Genomic DNA, 17,800 nt, shown 5'->3' with positions numbered 1-17,800 from the left:
GTTATCGGTTGTGGTCCGAAGACCAGCATGACGGTCTGGCCGCGTATGGCAGCGCGGAAATACTCGCCGCCGACCTGACCGGGCTGGCCTTGCAACTGGCCCGTTGGGGCGTGACGCCCAGCCAGTTGGTGTGGCTGGATGTGCCGCCCGCCGCCGCGTATGCCCAGGCCCAGGAGCTGCTGCAACGCCTCGGCGCATTAAGCGAAGAAACCCTCACCGCCCATGGGCAGAAGATGGCCGAGTTGCCCGCCCACCCGCGTATCGCCCATCTGTTGTTGCGCGGGCAGGACCTCGGGCTGGCGGCGATGGCCTGCGACGTGGCGGCGCTGTTGGGCGAACGCGATATCTTGCGCGGTGGTGGTGCGGACTTGCACAGTCGCCTGGCGCTGATGTCCGGCGAAGAGCGCGCCCGTGGTACCCAGGGCGGGGTGCAACGGGCCAGGCAGTTGGCGCGCCAGTATCGTGGTTATTTAAGAGGCAAGGCCAGCCAACCGGTGGCCGACCCCGACCACCCTCGCTGGCTCGGCGCCCTGCTGGCGCTGGCCTATCCGGACCGCGTCGCTCAACAGCGTCGCCCCGGGGGCGCCGAATACCGTTTGGCCAACGGCCGTGCGGCGCTGTTCGCCGAGGCCGACAGCCTGATGAAACAACCCTGGCTGGTGATTGCTGACCTGGGTAGCCGCCAGGGCCAGCGCGAAGAGCGCATCTACCTGGCGGCGGATTTTGATCCGGCGCTGTTTGATACGGTGCTGGCCGAGCAAGTGCGCAACGTCGACCAGCTGGATTGGGATGAACGCGAAGGCGTGCTGCGCGCCGAACGCCAGCGCAAGGTCGGCGAATTGGTGCTCAGCCGTGAACCCCTGACCGGCCTCGACGAGTCCGCCCGCAGCCAGGCGCTGGTCAACCTGGTACGCCGCAAAGGCCTGGAGCTGCTGCCCTGGACCCCGGAACTGCGCCAATGGCAGGCCCGTGTGATGCTGCTGCGCCAACTGGACGCCGGCCACACCAGCGAATGGCCCGATATCAGCGACAAGGCCCTGCTCGCCAGCCTGGAGCACTGGCTGATGCCCTACCTGGGCAAAGTCTCGCGCCTGAGCCATTTTGCCAACCTGGATATTTCCAGCTACCTGCACAACCTGCTGCCCTGGCCACTGCCCCAGCGCCTGGATGAACTCGCGCCCCAGCATGTGAAAGTGCCGTCGGGCTCGTCGGTGCGCCTTGACTACAGCGAACAGCCGCCGATCCTGGCGGTGCGCTTGCAGGAGCTGTTCGGGCTGGCGGATACACCACGCATTGCCGGTGGGCGCCAGGTGGTCAAGCTGCACCTGCTGTCGCCGGCGCGGCGGCCGGTGCAGGTCACGCAGGACCTGGCCAACTTCTGGCGCAGTACCTATGCCGAGGTGAAGAAGGATTTAAAGGGGCGTTACCCCAAGCATTACTGGCCGGACGACCCCCTGGTGGCCGAAGCCACCGCCAGGATCAAACCCCGAAAATAGCCACAATGGAAATCCCCTGTGGGGGGTAATGCCGTTCAGTTAAGGCATTTTGTAGGAGCGAGCTTGCTCGCGAAAAACTCACAGGCGCCGCGTTCATTCAGGAAGCACGCGTTATCGTTGACGCTTTTCGCGAGCAAGCTCGCTCCTACAGAGCACGATATACGCTTAACTGAACGGCATTACCTGTGGGAGGGGGCTTGCCCCCTCCCACATTTTATTGCGCGGCAGGCAGCAGGAAGCGGGCGATGACCGGCAAATGGTTGGAGATGCGCAAGGTGTCTTCCTGCCTGACCTTGGCCTCGACCCGCTTGATCCGCGCGCTGTAGAACAGGTAGTCGAGCGTCCGATCCGGCCCCTCAAGGCTTGGGTCATTGGGGAAGTGCGTCAGCCATTGCTTGCGGTCGATGCCGCTGGATTCACTGTTGCTCGGGATCATCGGGTATTTGTCCCACAACAGGTGCAACTCACTGTCCGGCGAATACTGGCCGCGTTTTTGCGCATCCAGGCGCAGGAATTGGCCCAGCGGCAGCAGATTGAAATCCCCGCCGATCAACCAGGGTGTGCCACGGCCTTCGAGTTTATCCAGTAACTTCACGGTGGCCTCCACTTGTTCCTGCACGGCGCTGCGCCCAGGCATGCCACCGTCCAGGCGTGTGTTGAGCACCGCCAGTTGCCCACCGTCGCTCAGCGGCAGGTACGTCAGCAACAAAGCGGGCTTGGGCTGGAACTGGCGGCTGATGAAGTTGGCATCCGCCGTGGGCAGTTGCAGGCGCTCGGCGTGTTCGATCTGGTAGCGGCTGAGGGTGGCCAGCTTGCGCCCGACGCTGCCGAAGATGGGCAGGCTGGGCACAAAGTCGGCTTTCCAGTCGAATGCCTGGGTGCTGCAGGGGTAGAGGTCGACCAGCCGCTCCTGCAACAGCGCGAGTTGATCCTGGTAGTGGGAGGGCTTGGCGCCTTCGTCGATTTCCTGCAACAGCAGGATGTCGGGCTGTTCGTCGCGGATCACCCGCGCCACTTCGTCAAGGCTGAAGGCCATGTCCTCAACCGTGGGCCGTTCGTCCGGGCCGCTGCCGTCGGGGGTGTCGTACCAGAACACGTAGTTCTTGCCGGCCAGGTACTGCACGTTCCAGGTCATCACCTTGAGCGCCTGCCCCGGCAGCAGGGTCGGCGCACGCGGCGCCACGCAACTGACCGGCAGGGTCTCCTTGTCGGCCGGGCGCCAGGTCAGGCTGTAGATCAGTGCCGCCAACAGGCCTGCAATCAGTAGCAGGCTCAACACGGTGATGCGCAATAAACGGGTCATCGGCTCGGCTTATGTGCGTTTCAGAAGAGGCACGGAGCATATCACCGCGCGTCGGCGTCGCCACCGATCAACATGAATAAACGGAACAGCACCACACTGGTAAACAGTTGCAGGAAGCTGTGGGCGCTGTCCATCAACAGCCCCAGCAGCGGCGCGGGTTCGGGATACGCCGCCACACTGGCGCCCTTGAGCAGCCACAGCGGCGTCATCACGCACAGCAGGCACACCAGGATGCGCCAGAAATGCCCACGGGTCAGGCGCAGGCTTTCCTTCATCGCTTCGAGCGCCGACATGCCGCGCAATACCAGCAAGTACTCGGCAAACGCCAGCACCACCATCAGCCACAGGCCCGGCAGGAAGTACAGCGACAGCCCGAGCAGAATCAGCAAGGTGCTCATGGCGGTCAACAGGGCGAAGCGCGGCCACATGGCCAGGGCCAGGGCCCACACATCCCGGGTACGTGGCGATTCACCGCGGGTGCGGGCGTCGAGGAACAGGATCAGAGCGCCGGTGTACAACGGATACACCAGTAACCCCACCACCACGCTGTAACCGCTGAAGGCCTCCGGGCCCAGCATGTGGTCGAGCACCTGTTGCAACAGGGCTTCGAGGATCACCAGCGGCAGGCACAACTGGACGATGGCGCCCAGGTTGCGCAGGGTAAAGCGGAAGGAGTCGCGCAGCACGTCTAACGGATTCATCAGAGTCATCACAGGCCGAAAAGCAGGGACACACTTTAACCGATAGCCGGCCTGGGCAAGCAAACGTAAACCTTGAGTAAAGACCATTGAAACAATTGGTAACAGCCCCATAACTAGGACGTACCTTGCCTGATGTCAGGCGGGACCCTGATTTTTACCGGCAATCTAACGAGGTCGCCATGAACAGCGAAGAACAAACCCTGATCGATGGACTGTTTTCACGGTTGCAGCAAGCCGAGACGGACTCAGCCCCCCGCGACGCCCAGGCCGAAGCGCGGATCAAGGAACACATGACTCGCCAACCGGCCGCCGGCTACTACATGACCCAGTCGCTCCTGGTGCAGGAACACGCGCTGCAAAGCCTGGATGCGCAGAACAAGCAGCAGGCCCAGCAGATCCAGCAACTGCAGGAAGAATTGCAGCGCGCCAAATCCGCGCAACCGGCCCCGGCCAGCGGCGGTGGTGGTGGCTTCCTGTCGAGCATCTTTGGCGGCGGTTCGCGCGAGGCGCAGCCTGCGCCGGGTAATTCGGGCGGCGGTTGGCGTGAACCGGCGCGGCCATCGTTCAACGCGCCGGCGCCGCAGCAGAATTATCAACAGCCGCCACAACCGGCCGCCGCCGCACCAGCCGGCAGCGGGTTCCTCGGTGGGGCCATGAAGACCGCGGCCGGCGTGGCCGGTGGTGTATTGCTCGCTGAGGGCATCAGCAGCCTGTTTCATCACAACCAGCAGCCGCAGGTGGTGGAAGAGATCATCGAACAACCGGCGCCGGCCAGTGATCAAGGTGGCTGGGGCAACGATGACCAGAAGTTCGCCGGGAATGACAGCTGGGGCAGCAACAACGCGGACAGCGTCGCCGATAGCGATTATGTCGACGATTCCTCCGCCTTTGGCGACGACGATTCCTTCGTCTGACCCACCAGGGCCGGGGCGCCAACGCGCTCCGGTCTGATTTTTTCCCGGAAACACTCCCTTGGCTGGCATACTGGCAACCTTTCCGGGCGCTGGCGCCTGGCGGTCATTGAGGAAGTGCGGTGAAGAAAATTGCAGTGTTCGCCGATGTGCAAAACCTCTATTACACCGTCCGCCAGGCCTACGGCTGCCACTTCAACTACGCTGCGCTGTGGGCTGATATCAGCGCCCATGGGCAGATCGTCGAGGCGTACGCCTACGCCATCGACCGTGGCGACAGCAAACAGCAGCAGTTCCAGCAGATCCTGCGCAACCTGGGCTTTACGGTAAAACTCAAGCCTTACATCCAGCGCAGCGACGGTTCGGCCAAGGGCGACTGGGACGTGGGCATCACCCTCGACATCATGGACGCCGCCGACCATGTCGACGAAGTGGTGCTGGCCTCCGGCGACGGGGATTTCGACATGCTGCTCGAGCGCATCATCCACAAGCATGGCGTGCAAGCGGTGGCCTACGGCGTGCCAGGGCTGACGGCCAACTCGCTGATACGCGCCGCCAGCCGCTACGTACCGATCGAAGGCGCGTTGCTGCTCAAATAAGCGCGGCGGCTCAATACATTGTTGAACGGAGTTGGAACAGGTTTGGAACGTATAGCGGTCATCGACTTTGAAACCACCGGCATCACCCCAAGCAGCCACTGCCGGGCCACGGAAATTGGTGTGGTCATCCTTGAGCGCGGGCACATTGTCGACCGCTACCAGAGCCTGATGAATGCCGGCGTACGCGTGCCCGGTTTCATCGAACAACTCACCGGCATCAGCAACGCCATGCTGCGCAACGCGCCACCGGCCGAGCGGGTGATGAATGAGGTCAATGAGTTCGTCGGCACCACGCCGCTGATGGCGCACAACGCCGCGTTCGACCAGAAGTTCTGGGACTTTGAACTGGGCCTGATCCGCCGCACCCGCCTGCAGAAATTCGCCTGCTCCTTGCTGCTGGCCCGCCGCCTCATGCCGGCGGCGCCCAATCACAAGCTCGGCACCCTCAACAGCTACGCCCAATTGCCCCACACCGGCCAGGCTCACCGGGCGCTGGCGGATGCCGAGATGGCCGCCAACCTGACGGCGCACCTGGCGCGGGAACTGCGCCAGACCCACGGCCTGCGCGAACTGTCCCACGACTTGCTGTGCACCTTGCAGAAAGTGCCGGCCGCGAAGATCAATGAGCACCTGAAGAAACATCGCGGGTTCTGAGGCCCGGTGCTGATCGTCCCCACGCTCCGCGTGGGAATGCATCTGGTGACGCTCCGCGTCACGACTTTAAGAGCGGACGCAGAGCGTCCAGGGCGGCATTCCCACGCAGAGCGTGGGAACGATCAAATGGGGGCGGGGGCAAGCCCCCTCCCACATTGGATTATGCGTCGCCTATCGAGGTTGCGTGCACTCCAACGCCTGATCCACCACCCCCTTCGCCATCTCCACCAAATGCATCACCGCCCGCTGCGGCGCCTTCACCACCTCACCCGACGCGTGGGCCGTCTCCACCGCGCAATGCAGCAAATCCGCCGCATGGGCCAGGGCGTCTTCGAAGCTCAGGTTGTCATTCAGGATAAAAATGGGTGCATCCGGGGCGGATGCCTTGAGGTAGTAGTCGATGGCACGACGGTGGAGCAGGGCGTCTTCGCTGAGGAAATCGGGTTTAGACTTGGGTGGATCGGGGGTGACTTTGACCATGGTGAAACTCCTTGCTGGAAGAAGTCGACACCGTTCGCTTGCACGCGAATTAGGGTGGCAACTGTGCGTAGGTGTGCAAGACCGGGGCAAGGATCCAAACCCAGCAGGCCCGAAGGCCTCCCACGCACAGCCGCCATAACAGGCATATCGGCTGTAGGTTTATTTATGATCTTGCTTACCGTCGGACTTGCACGTCCGGTCACCGAACATTCGATGACAGGGCGAGACTAGCCACCGAATCCGACGGAAACAAGGCCGTGGGATTCTCTCGGAAACGTCCCGCAAATGAAAGGGATCGGTCTTGCTGGCCACTGAAATGCACGTGTTTTGAGGCCACTTGGATGTGAGTGCTGAATGATCGGTAGGCCAAATCCGGCTGTGACCTAGGACCTTTCTGATTTTCCTCTTCACTCATGTAGGGCGTCCCCCCATAGCGAAAAGGTTATCCAGCTATTCGTCGATATCATCGGTTTTATCGACCGAAGCCAGGTGACGGAGCACACCGACTTCATCCATGACGACCATCAGGCAGACAGTCGATCTGATCGTTGAGCGCTCAACGCCGCGATGATGTCAGGGAATAAACGCCATCACCGAGGCCGGTGACCCCGAGCCACCTTCAAGCGCCAATATCCCGATGACCAGCGTTGCCCCAGTGACCGGTAGCCGGTCGAGCTGGGTCAGGCACTCCAGCACAATCCCGTTTTCGGCCAGTACCGCGTGATTGATGGCGAACGCGCTGCTTTGCCCATAATCCACGCCGTGGGTATCAATGCCCACGCCGGCAATCCGGCGATGCTCCAGCAAAAAGCCAATGGCGGCCTCGCCAATCCCTGGAAAGTGCGAGCCTTGCGCATCGTGGCCGAAAAAGGCGGTCGGGTCGTTCCAGAGGTGTTGCCACCCGGTGTACACCAGCACCACCGAACCCGCATCGATAGGGCCGTGTTGGTGTTCCCAGGCGTGGATATCCTGCGGGCTGACTTGGTAATCCGGATCGGCCGCGGCTTTACCGCGCACATTGATCACCACCGCCGGCCGCACCAGCGCTTCTGCCGAGTAACCCTCAATCCCCATCCCATCGGCATAAAAGCTGTTCGGCGCATTCATATGGGTGGCGCTGTGTTCGCCCATGCTGAAGCGGCGCAGGTAATAGCCGTCCCGCTCCAATGACGCAACGTCTTCGAACGCCACTGGCGGGTCGCCCGGCCACAGCGGGATGCTCGGGTTGATTGGATGGCTGAGACTGATGACCCGCTCAAATTGCAGTTGTTTAACCGCCATGTTTGCCATTCCCTTCCAATTGCCCCAGCGGCACCCGCCGCTCTATGGCGCTGGACAAAATAATCGACGTCTTGCTGAACCCGAACTTCGCCACTCGATTAATCAGGTCTTCCAGCTCCGGCATGGTGCCCACTGCTGCTTGCATGATCACGCACGGATCACCGGTGACCCGATGGCATTCGGTCAGCTCGGGAATTTGCGCCAGGGCGTCGTAGACCTTCTGGCTGCCGTGGTTGGTCAGCCGCAATTCAATCACGCATTGAATCGGCAGGCCGACTTTGGACAAGTCGACCTTGGCCTGGTAACCGGTAATCACCCCGCTGGCCTCCAGCTTGGCCACGCGCTCGGCCACGGCGGGGGCGGAGAGGTTCACCGTGCGGGCCAGTTGGGCGTAGGAAGCGCGGCCGTCTTCGAGCAGGGCGCTGAGGAGCATGCGGTCATATTTGTCCATGATAAGGCTCCGGTTGCGCGTGGCTTTCGAAAGCATGGGTTATAGCCTTCATAACCATGCTTTGAAAAGTGTATGGGCGCTTTAAACAGGTTTTGTAACTTATGTTTATGCGCCTTCGTTTCTAGAATAAGCCTCCCAACTCCTGCCATAGAGCCGCCCCATGCCTGGCCCACGTCGTTTTCCCTTACCGTTGATCGCCGCCTTTTTTGCGTTGTATGTGATCTGGGGTTCCACTTACCTGGTGATTCGCATCGGCGTGGAGTATTGGCCACCGCTGCTGCTGGCGGGGATTCGGTTTTGCACCGCGGGCGCGTTGATGTACGCCTATCTGCGGTGGCGCGGGGTGCCGGCGCCGACGTGGCCGCAGTGGAAGGCGGCCGGGATGATCGGCATTTTGCTGCTCACCGTAGGCAATGGCGGCGTCAGCGTGGCGGAACATATGGGCGTGTCGTCCGGTGTAGCCGCATTGGCGGTGGCGACCGTGCCGCTGTTCACCCTGCTGTGTGGTTTTTTCTGGGGCGCGCGTAATACGCGGCTGGAATGGGCCGGGGTGATTCTGGGGATCATCGGCATTGCGATGCTCAACATGGGCAGCACCCTGCAATCGAGCCCACTGGGGGCGGTGTTGCTGTTGATGGCGGCGGCTTCCTGGGCCTTCGGCTCGGTGTGGAGTCGCCACTTGCCGCTGCCCCAGGGCGCCATGGCCAGTGCCGCGGAAATGCTGGTGGCCGGCGTGGCGCTGCTGATCGTCAGCACACTGTCCGGCGAGCACCTGCAGGCCATGCCGCCGCTGGAAGGCTGGCTGGCCCTGGCCTACTTGACGGTGTTTGGTTCGATCATCGCGTTCAACGCCTACATGTACCTGCTCAAGCACGTGCGCCCGGCGGCGGCGACCAGCTATGCCTATGTGAACCCGGCGGTGGCGGTGTTGCTGGGGATTGTGTTCGTCGGCGAGAGCATCGGTGTGGAAGAGGCCCTGGCAATGCTGGTGATCATCAGCGCCGTGCTGTTGATCAGCCTGCCCCAATGGCGCAAGCCGAAACCGGAAATAAGGTAAACTGCCGCGCATTACGCCCTTGCGCTGAATTTTTCCTACGGTAAACACATGACTTTCGCCACCCTTGGCCTGATCGAACCCTTGCTGCGCGCCCTTGAGACGCTTGGCTACCAGACCCCGACGCCGGTGCAGGCGCAAGCCATTCCGGCGGTGCTGGCCGGTCGCGACCTGATGGCCGCCGCCCAGACCGGCACCGGCAAGACCGCCGGCTTTGCCTTGCCGCTGCTGCAACTGCTGACGATGGAAGGGCCGAAAGTCGCCGCCAACTCGGCGCGTGCGCTGATCCTGTGCCCCACTCGCGAGCTGGCCGAGCAGGTTCACGCCAGCGTCGCCGAATACGCCCAGCACCTGCCGCTGACCACGTATGCGGTGTACGGCGGCGTGAGCATCAACCCGCAGATGATGAAGCTGCGCAAGGGTGTCGACATCCTGGTCGCCACCCCTGGCCGCCTGATCGACCTGTTCCGCCAGAACGCGCTGAAACTCAATCAGCTGCAAACCCTGGTGCTGGATGAAGCCGACCGCATGCTCGACCTGGGCTTCTCCGAAGAACTGGCGAACATCTACCGCATGCTGCCGAAGAAACGCCAGACCCTGCTGTTCTCCGCCACGTTCTCCGATGACATCCGCCTGCTCGCCGGGCAGATGCTCAATGACCCGCTGAGTATCGAAGTCAGCCCGCGCAACGTCGCCGCCAACACCGTGCAGCAGTGGGTGGTGCCGGTGGATAAAAAGCGCAAGCCGGAACTGTTCGTGCACCTGATGCGCAAGGGCCGCTGGAAGCAGGTGCTGGTATTCGCCAAGACGCGTAACGGCGTGGACGCGCTGGTGGACAAGTTGCAGGGCCTGGGCATCAATGCCGACGGCATCCATGGCGACAAACCCCAGGCGACCCGCCAACGTGCACTGGACCGCTTCAAGGCCAGCGAAGTGCAGATCCTGGTGGCCACCGACGTGGCGGCCCGTGGCCTGGATATCGAAGACCTGCCGCTGGTGGTCAACTTCGACTTGCCGATCGTCGCCGAAGACTACATCCACCGTATCGGCCGTACCGGCCGTGCGGGCAACACCGGCGAGGCGATTTCGCTGGTGTGTGCCGATGAAGTGAACATGCTCTCGGCGATCGAGATGCTTACGCGCCAGACCCTGACCCGCAAGATGGAGCCGGATTTCGTACCCGAGCACCGCGTGCCGGATACCGATGCCAGTGGGCAGGTGGTGAAGAAGCCGAAAAAGCCGAAGAAGCCCAAGACATCGGGCGGCGGCGGTAAGCGCAATTTGGGTAAATGGGTGGACAGTGGTGACGTGGCGCCGGTCGAACCGTCGATCAAGCCGGTGCGCAAGGTGCCGGTGTTTAATACCGGGCCGCGTAAGAAGAAGTGATTTTGCGGTGGGGCTGATGGCCTCATCGGGGGCAAGCCCCCTCCCACATGTTTGAATTGTGAATACCGTCAAGTGTGGGAGGGGGCTTGCCCCCGATGGCGGCCTTGAATCCGCCAAACCTCTCAGCGCCTAAGCCATTCCAACAGCCCAAGCCCAGCCGCCCTGCCACTGGCAAAACACCCCGTCAGCAGATACCCCCCGGTCGGCGCCTCCCAATCCAGCATCTCCCCGGCACAAAACACCCCAGGCAATTGCTTGAGCATCAGCCGCTCATCCAGCGCTTCAAACGGCACACCCCCTGCGGTGCTGATGGCTTCGTCGATGGGCCGCGTCTTGACCAATGTCAGCGGCAACGCCTTGATCTCTACCGCCAACTGCGCCGGATCATTGAAATGTTCAGCCGGCGCCAGCTCGCGCAACAGCGCCGCCTTGACCCCATCCAATCCCAACTGACTGTGCAAATGCTTGCTCATCGAGCGCGAACCACGCGGCTTTGCCAGCGCAGCCTGCACCTTGTCCAGCGGCTTGCTCGGCAGCAGATCGATATGCACAGTGGCGGCGCCGTCACGGTTGATCGCTTCTCGAATCGGCGCCGACAGCGCATAGATCAGGCTGCCTTCGATACCAGTGGCCGTCACCACGCATTCCCCCAGGCGGGGCTTATCGTCCCCCAGTCCAATGGCGACGTTTTTCAACGGCGCTCCGGCGAATTTGCTGACCATCAACTCGCTCCAGGCGGACACTTCGAACCCGCAGTTGCTCGGTTGCAGGCGCACGTAAGGCACGCCTTGGCCTTCCAGCAAATTCAGCCAGGCCCCATCGGAGCCCAGGCGGGACCAACTGCCGCCACCCAGGGCCAGCAGCACGGCATCGCTGTGGACAACTTTTTCGCCTTCGGGGCTGTGGATAAGCAGCTCACCCTCGGCATTCCAGCCCACCCAGCGATGTCGGGTGTGGATAACCACGCCTTGTTCGCGCAGGCGCTTGAGCCAGGCACGCAGCAGCGGCGCGGCTTTCATGTCCGTAGGAAACACGCGGCCGGAGGTGCCGACAAAGGTCTCGATGCCCAGGCCGTGAATCCATTCGCATAACGCCTCGGCCCCGAAGCTGCGCAGCAACGGTGCCATGTGCGGCGCGCGTTCGGCATAGCGCGCAAGGAACGCCGGGTAGGCTTCGGAATGGGTGATGTTCATGCCGCCCACGCCGGCCAGCAGGAACTTGCGTCCCACCGAAGGCATGCCGTCGTACAGCGCCACCCGCACGCCCGCCTGGCTCAAGACTTCGGCGGCCTTCAGCCCGGCAGGGCCGCCGCCGATAATGGAGACAGAGGGGGGAGAAGACTGAGGCATGGGCAAGACTACGGTGGTGTGAATAGGCCGAGCATTCTACCCGACGGCGGCACGGCTGCCTGATCAAAAAATGTACAGTTTCCTACACGCCATACGGCTACTTGCTTGCAGGCCGTTACGCTCAAGTTATCCACAGGTGGTTCCACAGGCATTGTGGGTAACGCCCACGCTTCAATGACAACCTGATGACGTCCACACCCGCTGCGCACTGTGATGCAGGATGCCGTGGCGGCGGGCCAGGGCAGGGCGGTCCTTGCTGTAGCCGCCACCGATCACGCCCATCACTGGAATATCGCGGCCCAGGCAGTGACGCATCACGCTTTCATCGCGCGCGGCAACGCCGGCATCTGTCAGCTTGAGGTAACCGAGGGCGTCGTCCTTGTGTACGTCCACACCCGCGTCGTACAGCACCAGGTCCGGCTGATAGAGCGGCAACAGGTAATTGAGCGCGTCATCGACCACCTTGAGATAGTCGTCGTCGCCCATGCCCATCGGCAACGGAATGTCCCAGTCGCTCTGGGCCTTGCGCGCCGGAAAGTTCTTTTCGCAGTGCAGCGATACGGTGATGGCGTCCGGCGTGTCATGCAGGATACGCGCGGTGCCGTCGCCCTGGTGCACGTCGCAATCGAAGATCAGCACCCGATTGACCCGGCCGCCGGCCAGCAGGTAATGGCTGATCACCGCCAGGTCATTGAAGATGCAAAAGCCCGCCGGATAATCGTAGTGGGCGTGATGGGTGCCGCCGGCGAGATGGCAGGCCAGGCCGTGTTCCAGCGCCTGCTCCGCCGCCAGGATCGAGCCGCCCACCGCGCGTACGGTGCGGCGCGCCAGGGCCTCGCTCCACGGCAGGCCGAGGCGCCGTTGGTCCTCGCGAGACAACTCGCCGCTCATATAGCGTTCGATATACCCGGTGTCATGGGCCAGGCCCAGAATCTGCGCCGGGCACAGTTGCGGGCGCAGCAACTGGCTGTCCTCGGTCAGGCCGCTGTCCACCAGGTGGTCGCGCAACAGGCGAAATTTGTCCATGGGGAACCGGTGGTCCGCCGGGAACTCGGGGCTGTAGTCATCGTGGTAGATCAATGGCAAAGGCATGGGATTTTCTGACGGGAATCTGCGTCGGATCTTACCAGCGCTGTACACTCACGCACATGGCAAGGGAGGGGGAACCATGGAGCCGATACTGGAATTGGAAAGTGCACGCCTGGTCATGCGCCCATGGCGTGACAGTGACCTGCAGGCGTTCGCGCAGATGTGCAACGACCCGCAGGTGATGCGCTATTTCCCGGCCAGGTTGAGCCACCTGGAAAGCGCCGCACTGATTGGGCGGATTCGCGGCCATTTTGCCGAATATGGTTTTGGCTTCTGGGCTTTGCAGCGCAAGGACACCGGCGAATTCATCGGCCTGACCGGGCTGCAGAACGTCAGTTTTGAAGCGGGCTTCACCCCGGCGGTGGAAATCGGCTGGCGCCTGGCCCGCGAACATTGGGGCCTGGGTTACGCCAGCGAGGCGGCATGGACCGCATTGCGTTGTGGTTTTGATCGCCTGAGCCTGGATGAAATCGTCGCCTTCACCACCGAAGCCAATTTGCCTTCACAAAAAGTCATGCAGGCCATCGGTATGCATTACGATCCGCAGGCAGATTTTCAACACCCCAAAGTCGCAGCCGATGACCCGCTGCGCCCACATGTTTTGTACCGCATCACCCGCGCCCAATGGTTGGACACGCTGCACGGGTAGGCGCGAGCTTGCTCGCGAAGAACGCAAGTGCGCCGTGGAGTATCAGGAACCCCGCGTCACCATTGACGACCTTCGCGAGCAAGCTCGCTCCTACAGGTGAAGGTAGATGCTGTTTTGCTCTGAGGAGAGTGTGAATGAGCCAAGTATTGGAAGATCTGGTGGACTTGCTGACCCTGGAGCCGATCGAGGAAAACCTCTTTCGCGGCCGCAGCCAGGACCTGGGTTTTCGCCAACTGTTCGGTGGCCAAGTGCTCGGCCAGTCGCTGTCGGCGGCCAGCCAGACGGTAGAAGAAGCGCGTCACGTCCATTCCCTGCACGGGTATTTCCTGCGCCCGGGAGATGCGGCATTGCCGGTGGTGTATTCGGTGGACCGCGTGCGCGATGGCGGCAGTTTCAGTACGCGCCGCGTCACCGCGATTCAGAAGGGCCATCCGATTTTCACCTGCACGACCTCGTTCCAGTACGACGAAGAAGGCTTCGAGCACCAGACCACCATGCCCGTGGTGGTCGGCCCGGAGAACCTGCCCTCGGAGCTGGAACTGACTCAGCAGCGCGCCCACCTGATCCCCGAGCACATGCGTGACAAGCTGCTGTGCCCCAAGCCTATCGAAGTGCGCCCGGTCACCGAAAAAGACCCGTTCAACCCGCAGCCGTCCGATCCGGTCAAGTACGTGTGGTTTCGCGCCGATGGCGCCCTGGCCGATGCGCCGGCATTGCATAAATACCTGCTGGCCTACGCTTCGGACTTCGGCTTGTTGACCACCTCGCTGCTGCCCCATGGCAAGACCGTGTGGCAGAAAGACATGCAGGTCGCCAGCCTCGACCACGCGCTGTGGTTTCACGCCGACCTGCGCGCTGATGACTGGTTGCTGTACGCCATGGACAGCCCCTGGGCCGGTAATTCCCGTGGGTTTTCCCGCGGCAGCGTGTACAACCGCGCCGGGCAACTGGTGGCCTCGGTGACCCAGGAAGGCTTGATTCGCCATCGCAAGGACTGGGCATGAGCCTGGCCGACGTCCGGCATTGGGTGTTCGACATGGATGGCACCCTCACGGTGGCGGTGCATGATTTCGCGGCCATCCGGGTGGCCCTGGAGATTCCCGCCGAAGAGGACATCCTTACTCACCTTGCCGCATTGCCGGCGGATATCGCGGCGGCCAAACATGCCTGGCTGCTGGAGCACGAGCGCGAGCTGGCGCTGGGCTCGGTGGCGGCGCAAGGTGCGGTTGAACTGGTGCGCGAGCTGGCCGCACGCGGTTATCGCCTGGGGATTCTGACGCGCAATGCCCAGGAGCTGGCGCATATCACCCTGGAGGCGATCGGCCTGGCGGACTGCTTTGCCATTGAGGATGTGCTGGGGCGTGAGGACGCGCCGCCCAAGCCTGACCCGGGTGGCTTGTTGAAACTGGCGGCGGCCTGGAGCGTGGCCCCCGGCGAGATGGTGATGGTGGGGGATTATCGTTTTGACCTGGACTGTGGCCGGGCAGCGGGCACCAGGACCGTGTTGGTAAACCTGCCGGAGAACCCGTGGCCTGAGTTGGCGGATTGGCATGCCGAAGACTGTGCGGCGCTGCGCCAGATGATCCAGCCCAGGCAATAGCGATCAACTGTGGGAGGGGGCTTGCCCCCGATAGCGGTGTGTCAGCTAAACAGGTGCTGGCTGACCCACCGCCATCGGGGGCAAGCCCCCTCCCATATGTTTGATCCGGTTTCTTCAGTTATTGTGGGAACAACACTTTCTGTCCCCGTCGTTATTGCGCCAGATGATCCAGTCCAGGCAATAGCGATCAACTGTGGGAGGGGGCTTGCCCCCGATGGCGGTCTGTCAGCTAAACAGGTGCTGGCTGGCCCACCGCCATCGGGGGCAAGCCCCCTCCCACATGTTGATCCGGTTTCTTCAGTGATTATTGTGGAAACAACACCTTTTGCCCCTGCGGCGAGGTAAACATCTTGTCCCCGTCATGCCCAACCCCTGGCACTTCCACCAGCCTGTGACCCAGCTGCGGATGTCGCTGCTTGAGGTAGTCAACATAGTTGTGCCCGCGAATCAGCCGATACGCGCCCTGGGTTTCGGCTTCGCAGCTTTTATCCAGCGCAGGATGGTTGGGGTCGGTGTCCTGCTGGCCCAGCAGGTAGGTGATGTCGCGCGACACGTAGACTTGCTCCAGTTGCTGGGCACCCTGGTGGCCGACGTAATTCGGCAGGTTTTGCATGCCATATTTCCAGTCGTTGAAACCTGGGCAACTGGCCGCGTCGAACGGCACCGGCCGCTGCGGGCTGAAGTAGGCGTAGGACGAGGGGTTGGCGACCACGTACCGCAGGCTGATGCCCTCGGTTTGCAGCAAGGGGTGATCATGGCCGGTGAGGGCGAAGCGTTGTACCACTTGGCCACCACCTGAATGCCCGGCGATGACGATTTCTTTCAGCGCCGGGAACAGCGTGCGGTTGCCCAGGTGCTTGATGATCTGGTCGAGGGCGGCGTAGGAACTGATATGGCCGGGGCCCGTCGAGGGGTCGCCGGCCATCCAGTCGTTACCCTTCCACTGCAATACCTGATCGCCCAGGTGGTTACGCTTCACATCCGACTGATTGAGAAACTGCGGCGCGATCACCAGCGTATTGCCGCCAACCCCGGCATGCTCGGCGGCGTCGATGCCGCTTTGCAGGTAGGTCTGCGCATTGCGCAGGCGGCCATGCACGATGATCAGCGCACGCGTGACCTTGGGCAACGGCTGGCGCCAATCCTGGCTCAAGCCGAGGCTGAGGTCGCCGGCTTCCAGATGAAAACGATCGGGGCTGACCACCTTGACGCCGTGTTCGGCCGCGAGGGTGCAACAGGACACCAACACACCCAGCAGCAACCCCAATCGTTTATTCATTTAGAGACTCTTGGCATTAAAGGTATCGCACTGGGCAATCTGCCCCTGGGCGAAGCCGGTCTTGAACCAGCGTACGCGCTGGGCCGAAGTACCGTGGGTAAACGAGTCCGGCATCACGCGCCCCTGACCCTGTTGCTGCAGGCGGTCATCGCCGATGGCATTGGCGGCGTTCAGGGCTTCTTCGATATCGCCGGGCTCCAGCCAGTTCAGGCGTTTTTGTGCGCGGTTGGCCCACACGCCGGCAAAGCAGTCGGCCTGCAGTTCCTGGCGTACCAGCAGGCCACCGTCGCCTTGCATGGGGCGACCTTGCTCGCGCGCGGCCTGGATCTTGGACGAGATACCGAGCAGCGTTTGTACGTGATGCCCGACTTCGTGGGCGATCACATACGCCTGGGCGAAATCGCCGGCGGCCTGGAAGCGTTGCGACATTTCCCGGAAGAAATCCAGGTCCAGGTACACCTGCTGATCCGCCGGGCAATAGAACGGGCCGCTGGCAGAGGTGGCGCCACCGCAGGCGGAGTTCACGCGGCCACGGAACAGGATCAGTTTCGGGTTCTTGTAGGCCAGGCCGTTTTCCTGGAAGACCTGGCCCCAGGTGTCTTCGGTATCGCCCAGCACGGCGCGCACGAAGTCGGCCTGCTCATCGTTGGCCGGCGGCGCCTGGCGCGACTGTGGCTGCGTGCTGACCGACGGCGCCTGCTCCATCTGGCCGGTCAACTGGCCGAGGATCTGCATTGGGTCCTGGCCGGTGAGCCAGCCGATGCCGACGATCAGTACGATAGCGGTCAGGCTCAGGCCCTTGCCGCCACCGAAGCGCATACCACCGCCACCGCCGCCGCTGTCATCGCGGGCATCGACCACGTTGTCGCTGCGTCGGCCTTTTTTCCATAGCATGGGGCAATCCTCTTGTTAACGGTCCGGCAAAAATATGGAGGGAGTATGGTCGTAGTTAGCGGCAATAGCCTTCGCCGGCAGCCACAATCAGGCAGTCTTTTTTATCTGCCAGCCACTTCAGGCCCGTGGCGGCACCGTCCCCGGCGCGCAGCACCTGGGGGCCGTCGGGGCGAGTGAAGGCGATGCCTTCGTCGGTTGCCTGGCCCTTGAACGTGCCGGAAGCATCAGCATCCAGGCCATATTGCATGGTCAGGATGTAGTGGCCACGGCCGATGCTGTCATCCTTGGCGATGTTCAGGTTCAAGCCTTCGACGCCGATCCACTTGCCCACCCATTTATCGGTTGGCGGGGTCTCGGGCACCAGGGTTGCTTGCACGGAGGCGGGTGCAGGCTTTGGCGCTTCCTTGGGGGCCTTGTCGCAGGCAGAGAGCAGGGCGAGGGCAGACAGCGCAAACAGGATTTTTTTCATATCGGCATGGCCTTGATTAAAAAGTGTGCAACGCCGGAGCGTGCGTGCAGCGTTGGACTCAAATCCACTGATTTAGTGCGCTGTTCGCCCGGTGTTTGGTTATGCTCTTGGGGCAGACACAGGCCCGGCTGCTAGATTACTAGGTTGAGTGCTAT

Annotated in this window: 19 protein-coding genes and 1 pseudogene; 10 read left to right on the top strand and 10 right to left on the bottom strand. The window is 62.4% G+C overall.

What is annotated here, in order from left to right; all coding sequences use genetic code 11:
- Positions 1-1,496: ATP-dependent helicase HrpB (gene hrpB, locus BFP90_RS18270; RefSeq protein ID WP_065897652.1), on the top strand; the 1,496-nt coding region annotated here is incomplete at its 5' end.
- A 214-nt stretch (positions 1,497-1,710) separates the two neighbouring features.
- Here hrpB and BFP90_RS18265 read toward each other — a convergent pair.
- The gene (locus BFP90_RS18265; protein ID WP_065897647.1) at positions 1,711-2,799 is read right to left on the bottom strand and encodes an endonuclease/exonuclease/phosphatase family protein; all 1,089 of its coding nucleotides are present in this window, start codon (positions 2,797-2,799) and stop codon (positions 1,711-1,713) included.
- Positions 2,800-2,840: 41 nt separating this feature from the next.
- Entirely contained in the window at positions 2,841-3,500 is a 660-nt protein-coding gene (locus BFP90_RS18260; RefSeq protein ID WP_065886874.1) for a YciC family protein, read from the bottom strand.
- Between the two features lie 179 nt (positions 3,501-3,679).
- On the opposite strand from BFP90_RS18260, the gene BFP90_RS18255 reads away from it, so the two are divergent.
- From BFP90_RS18255 to BFP90_RS18245, 3 genes are all read left to right on the top strand, one after another.
- Positions 3,680-4,414, top strand: coding sequence for a DUF2076 domain-containing protein (locus tag BFP90_RS18255; protein WP_065895193.1), 735 nt, complete (start codon positions 3,680-3,682; stop codon positions 4,412-4,414).
- 119 nt (positions 4,415-4,533) lie between these two features.
- Positions 4,534-5,010 (top strand): LabA-like NYN domain-containing protein, encoded by a 477-nt coding sequence (locus BFP90_RS18250; RefSeq protein ID WP_057724933.1) that lies wholly within the window; start codon positions 4,534-4,536, stop codon positions 5,008-5,010.
- Between the two features lie 42 nt (positions 5,011-5,052).
- Complete coding sequence (locus BFP90_RS18245; protein WP_057724934.1) at positions 5,053-5,664, top strand: 3'-5' exonuclease; 612 nt, start codon at positions 5,053-5,055, stop codon at positions 5,662-5,664.
- A gap of 171 nt (positions 5,665-5,835) precedes the next feature.
- Here the strand turns inward: BFP90_RS18245 and BFP90_RS18240 are convergent, their stop codons facing one another.
- Positions 5,836-6,144, bottom strand: a complete 309-nt coding sequence (locus tag BFP90_RS18240; protein ID WP_065897646.1) for a DUF6124 family protein — start codon at positions 6,142-6,144, stop codon at positions 5,836-5,838.
- A 444-nt stretch (positions 6,145-6,588) separates the two neighbouring features.
- Between BFP90_RS18240 and BFP90_RS29650 the strand changes: the two are divergent.
- Positions 6,589-6,663, top strand: a pseudogene (locus BFP90_RS29650) (acyl carrier protein); the annotation flags it as partial.
- Between the two features lie 54 nt (positions 6,664-6,717).
- Here BFP90_RS29650 and BFP90_RS18235 read toward each other — a convergent pair.
- Together BFP90_RS18235 and BFP90_RS18230 are read right to left on the bottom strand one after the other, a co-directional pair.
- Positions 6,718-7,425, bottom strand: a complete 708-nt coding sequence (locus BFP90_RS18235; RefSeq protein WP_065897645.1) for a cyclase family protein — start codon at positions 7,423-7,425, stop codon at positions 6,718-6,720.
- Positions 7,415-7,876, bottom strand: a complete 462-nt coding sequence (locus BFP90_RS18230) for an Lrp/AsnC family transcriptional regulator (protein WP_065886880.1) — start codon at positions 7,874-7,876, stop codon at positions 7,415-7,417. Before BFP90_RS18230 ends, BFP90_RS18235 begins: the two co-directional genes overlap by 11 nt.
- Positions 7,877-8,036: 160 nt before the next feature.
- On the opposite strand from BFP90_RS18230, the gene yedA reads away from it, so the two are divergent.
- Complete coding sequence (gene yedA / locus BFP90_RS18225; RefSeq protein WP_065886881.1) at positions 8,037-8,933, top strand: drug/metabolite exporter YedA; 897 nt, start codon at positions 8,037-8,039, stop codon at positions 8,931-8,933.
- Positions 8,934-8,981: 48 nt separating this feature from the next.
- Complete coding sequence (locus BFP90_RS18220; RefSeq protein WP_065897644.1) at positions 8,982-10,316, top strand: DEAD/DEAH box helicase; 1,335 nt, start codon at positions 8,982-8,984, stop codon at positions 10,314-10,316.
- A 122-nt stretch (positions 10,317-10,438) separates the two neighbouring features.
- Here BFP90_RS18220 and BFP90_RS18215 read toward each other — a convergent pair whose 3' ends face one another.
- Positions 10,439-11,665, bottom strand: a complete 1,227-nt coding sequence (locus BFP90_RS18215) for a TIGR03862 family flavoprotein (protein WP_065897643.1) — start codon at positions 11,663-11,665, stop codon at positions 10,439-10,441.
- Positions 11,666-11,836: 171 nt separating this feature from the next.
- A complete protein-coding gene (locus tag BFP90_RS18210; protein ID WP_065897642.1) occupies positions 11,837-12,757 on the bottom strand; it encodes a histone deacetylase family protein in 921 nt (306 codons plus the stop codon).
- A gap of 76 nt (positions 12,758-12,833) precedes the next feature.
- Here BFP90_RS18210 and BFP90_RS18205 point away from each other — a divergent pair, with 76 nt between their 5' ends.
- From BFP90_RS18205 to BFP90_RS18195, 3 genes are all read left to right on the top strand, one after another.
- Positions 12,834-13,403 carry a GNAT family N-acetyltransferase gene (locus BFP90_RS18205; protein ID WP_065886885.1) on the top strand — a complete coding sequence of 190 codons (570 nt, stop codon included), beginning with the start codon at positions 12,834-12,836 and terminating at the stop codon, positions 13,401-13,403.
- Positions 13,404-13,537: 134 nt separating this feature from the next.
- Positions 13,538-14,407: an acyl-CoA thioesterase II gene (gene tesB, locus BFP90_RS18200; protein WP_065895199.1), complete on the top strand. Its 870-nt coding sequence runs from the start codon at positions 13,538-13,540 to the stop codon at positions 14,405-14,407.
- A complete protein-coding gene (locus tag BFP90_RS18195) occupies positions 14,404-15,003 on the top strand; it encodes an HAD family hydrolase (RefSeq protein WP_065897641.1) in 600 nt (199 codons plus the stop codon). The genes tesB and BFP90_RS18195 overlap by 4 nt, the downstream gene beginning before the upstream one ends.
- Before the next feature lie 304 nt (positions 15,004-15,307).
- Here BFP90_RS18195 and BFP90_RS18190 read toward each other — a convergent pair whose 3' ends face one another.
- Genes BFP90_RS18190 through BFP90_RS18180 form a run of 3 tightly spaced genes read right to left on the bottom strand, consistent with a single transcriptional unit; the run spans position 15,308 to position 17,645 of the window.
- Positions 15,308-16,282, bottom strand: coding sequence for an alpha/beta hydrolase (locus tag BFP90_RS18190; protein WP_065897640.1), 975 nt, complete (start codon positions 16,280-16,282; stop codon positions 15,308-15,310).
- Complete coding sequence (locus tag BFP90_RS18185) at positions 16,283-17,176, bottom strand: KPN_02809 family neutral zinc metallopeptidase (RefSeq protein ID WP_065886889.1); 894 nt, start codon at positions 17,174-17,176, stop codon at positions 16,283-16,285. It lies immediately after the preceding gene.
- A gap of 55 nt (positions 17,177-17,231) precedes the next feature.
- Entirely contained in the window at positions 17,232-17,645 is a 414-nt protein-coding gene (locus tag BFP90_RS18180; RefSeq protein ID WP_065886890.1) for a lipoprotein, read from the bottom strand.
- Positions 17,646-17,800 lie beyond the last annotated feature (155 nt).

The organism is Pseudomonas sp. 24 E 13, from assembly GCF_900004715.1.
In the GTDB taxonomy this organism is placed as follows: domain Bacteria; phylum Pseudomonadota; class Gammaproteobacteria; order Pseudomonadales; family Pseudomonadaceae; genus Aquipseudomonas; species Aquipseudomonas orientalis_A.
The sequence above is the reverse complement of the archived record's forward strand: the minus strand, read 5'-3'. Positions and strand labels throughout refer to the sequence as shown.

Coding starts and splice junctions, on each gene's coding strand:
- BFP90_RS18230 (WP_065886880.1), bottom strand. CDS start 7,876: ATGGACAAATATGACCGCATGCTCCTCAGCGCCCTGCTCGAAGACGGC.
- BFP90_RS18235 (WP_065897645.1), bottom strand. CDS start 7,425: ATGGCGGTTAAACAACTGCAATTTGAGCGGGTCATCAGTCTCAGCCAT.
- BFP90_RS18210 (WP_065897642.1), bottom strand. CDS start 12,757: ATGCCTTTGCCATTGATCTACCACGATGACTACAGCCCCGAGTTCCCG.
- BFP90_RS18180 (WP_065886890.1), bottom strand. CDS start 17,645: ATGAAAAAAATCCTGTTTGCGCTGTCTGCCCTCGCCCTGCTCTCTGCC.
- BFP90_RS18195 (WP_065897641.1), top strand. CDS start 14,404: ATGAGCCTGGCCGACGTCCGGCATTGGGTGTTCGACATGGATGGCACC.
- BFP90_RS18205 (WP_065886885.1), top strand. CDS start 12,834: ATGGAGCCGATACTGGAATTGGAAAGTGCACGCCTGGTCATGCGCCCA.
- BFP90_RS18265 (WP_065897647.1), bottom strand. CDS start 2,799: ATGACCCGTTTATTGCGCATCACCGTGTTGAGCCTGCTACTGATTGCA.
- BFP90_RS18255 (WP_065895193.1), top strand. CDS start 3,680: ATGAACAGCGAAGAACAAACCCTGATCGATGGACTGTTTTCACGGTTG.
- BFP90_RS18220 (WP_065897644.1), top strand. CDS start 8,982: ATGACTTTCGCCACCCTTGGCCTGATCGAACCCTTGCTGCGCGCCCTT.
- BFP90_RS18215 (WP_065897643.1), bottom strand. CDS start 11,665: ATGCCTCAGTCTTCTCCCCCCTCTGTCTCCATTATCGGCGGCGGCCCT.
- tesB (WP_065895199.1), top strand. CDS start 13,538: ATGAGCCAAGTATTGGAAGATCTGGTGGACTTGCTGACCCTGGAGCCG.
- yedA (WP_065886881.1), top strand. CDS start 8,037: ATGCCTGGCCCACGTCGTTTTCCCTTACCGTTGATCGCCGCCTTTTTT.
- BFP90_RS18240 (WP_065897646.1), bottom strand. CDS start 6,144: ATGGTCAAAGTCACCCCCGATCCACCCAAGTCTAAACCCGATTTCCTC.
- BFP90_RS18260 (WP_065886874.1), bottom strand. CDS start 3,500: ATGAATCCGTTAGACGTGCTGCGCGACTCCTTCCGCTTTACCCTGCGC.
- BFP90_RS18185 (WP_065886889.1), bottom strand. CDS start 17,176: ATGCTATGGAAAAAAGGCCGACGCAGCGACAACGTGGTCGATGCCCGC.
- BFP90_RS18190 (WP_065897640.1), bottom strand. CDS start 16,282: ATGAATAAACGATTGGGGTTGCTGCTGGGTGTGTTGGTGTCCTGTTGC.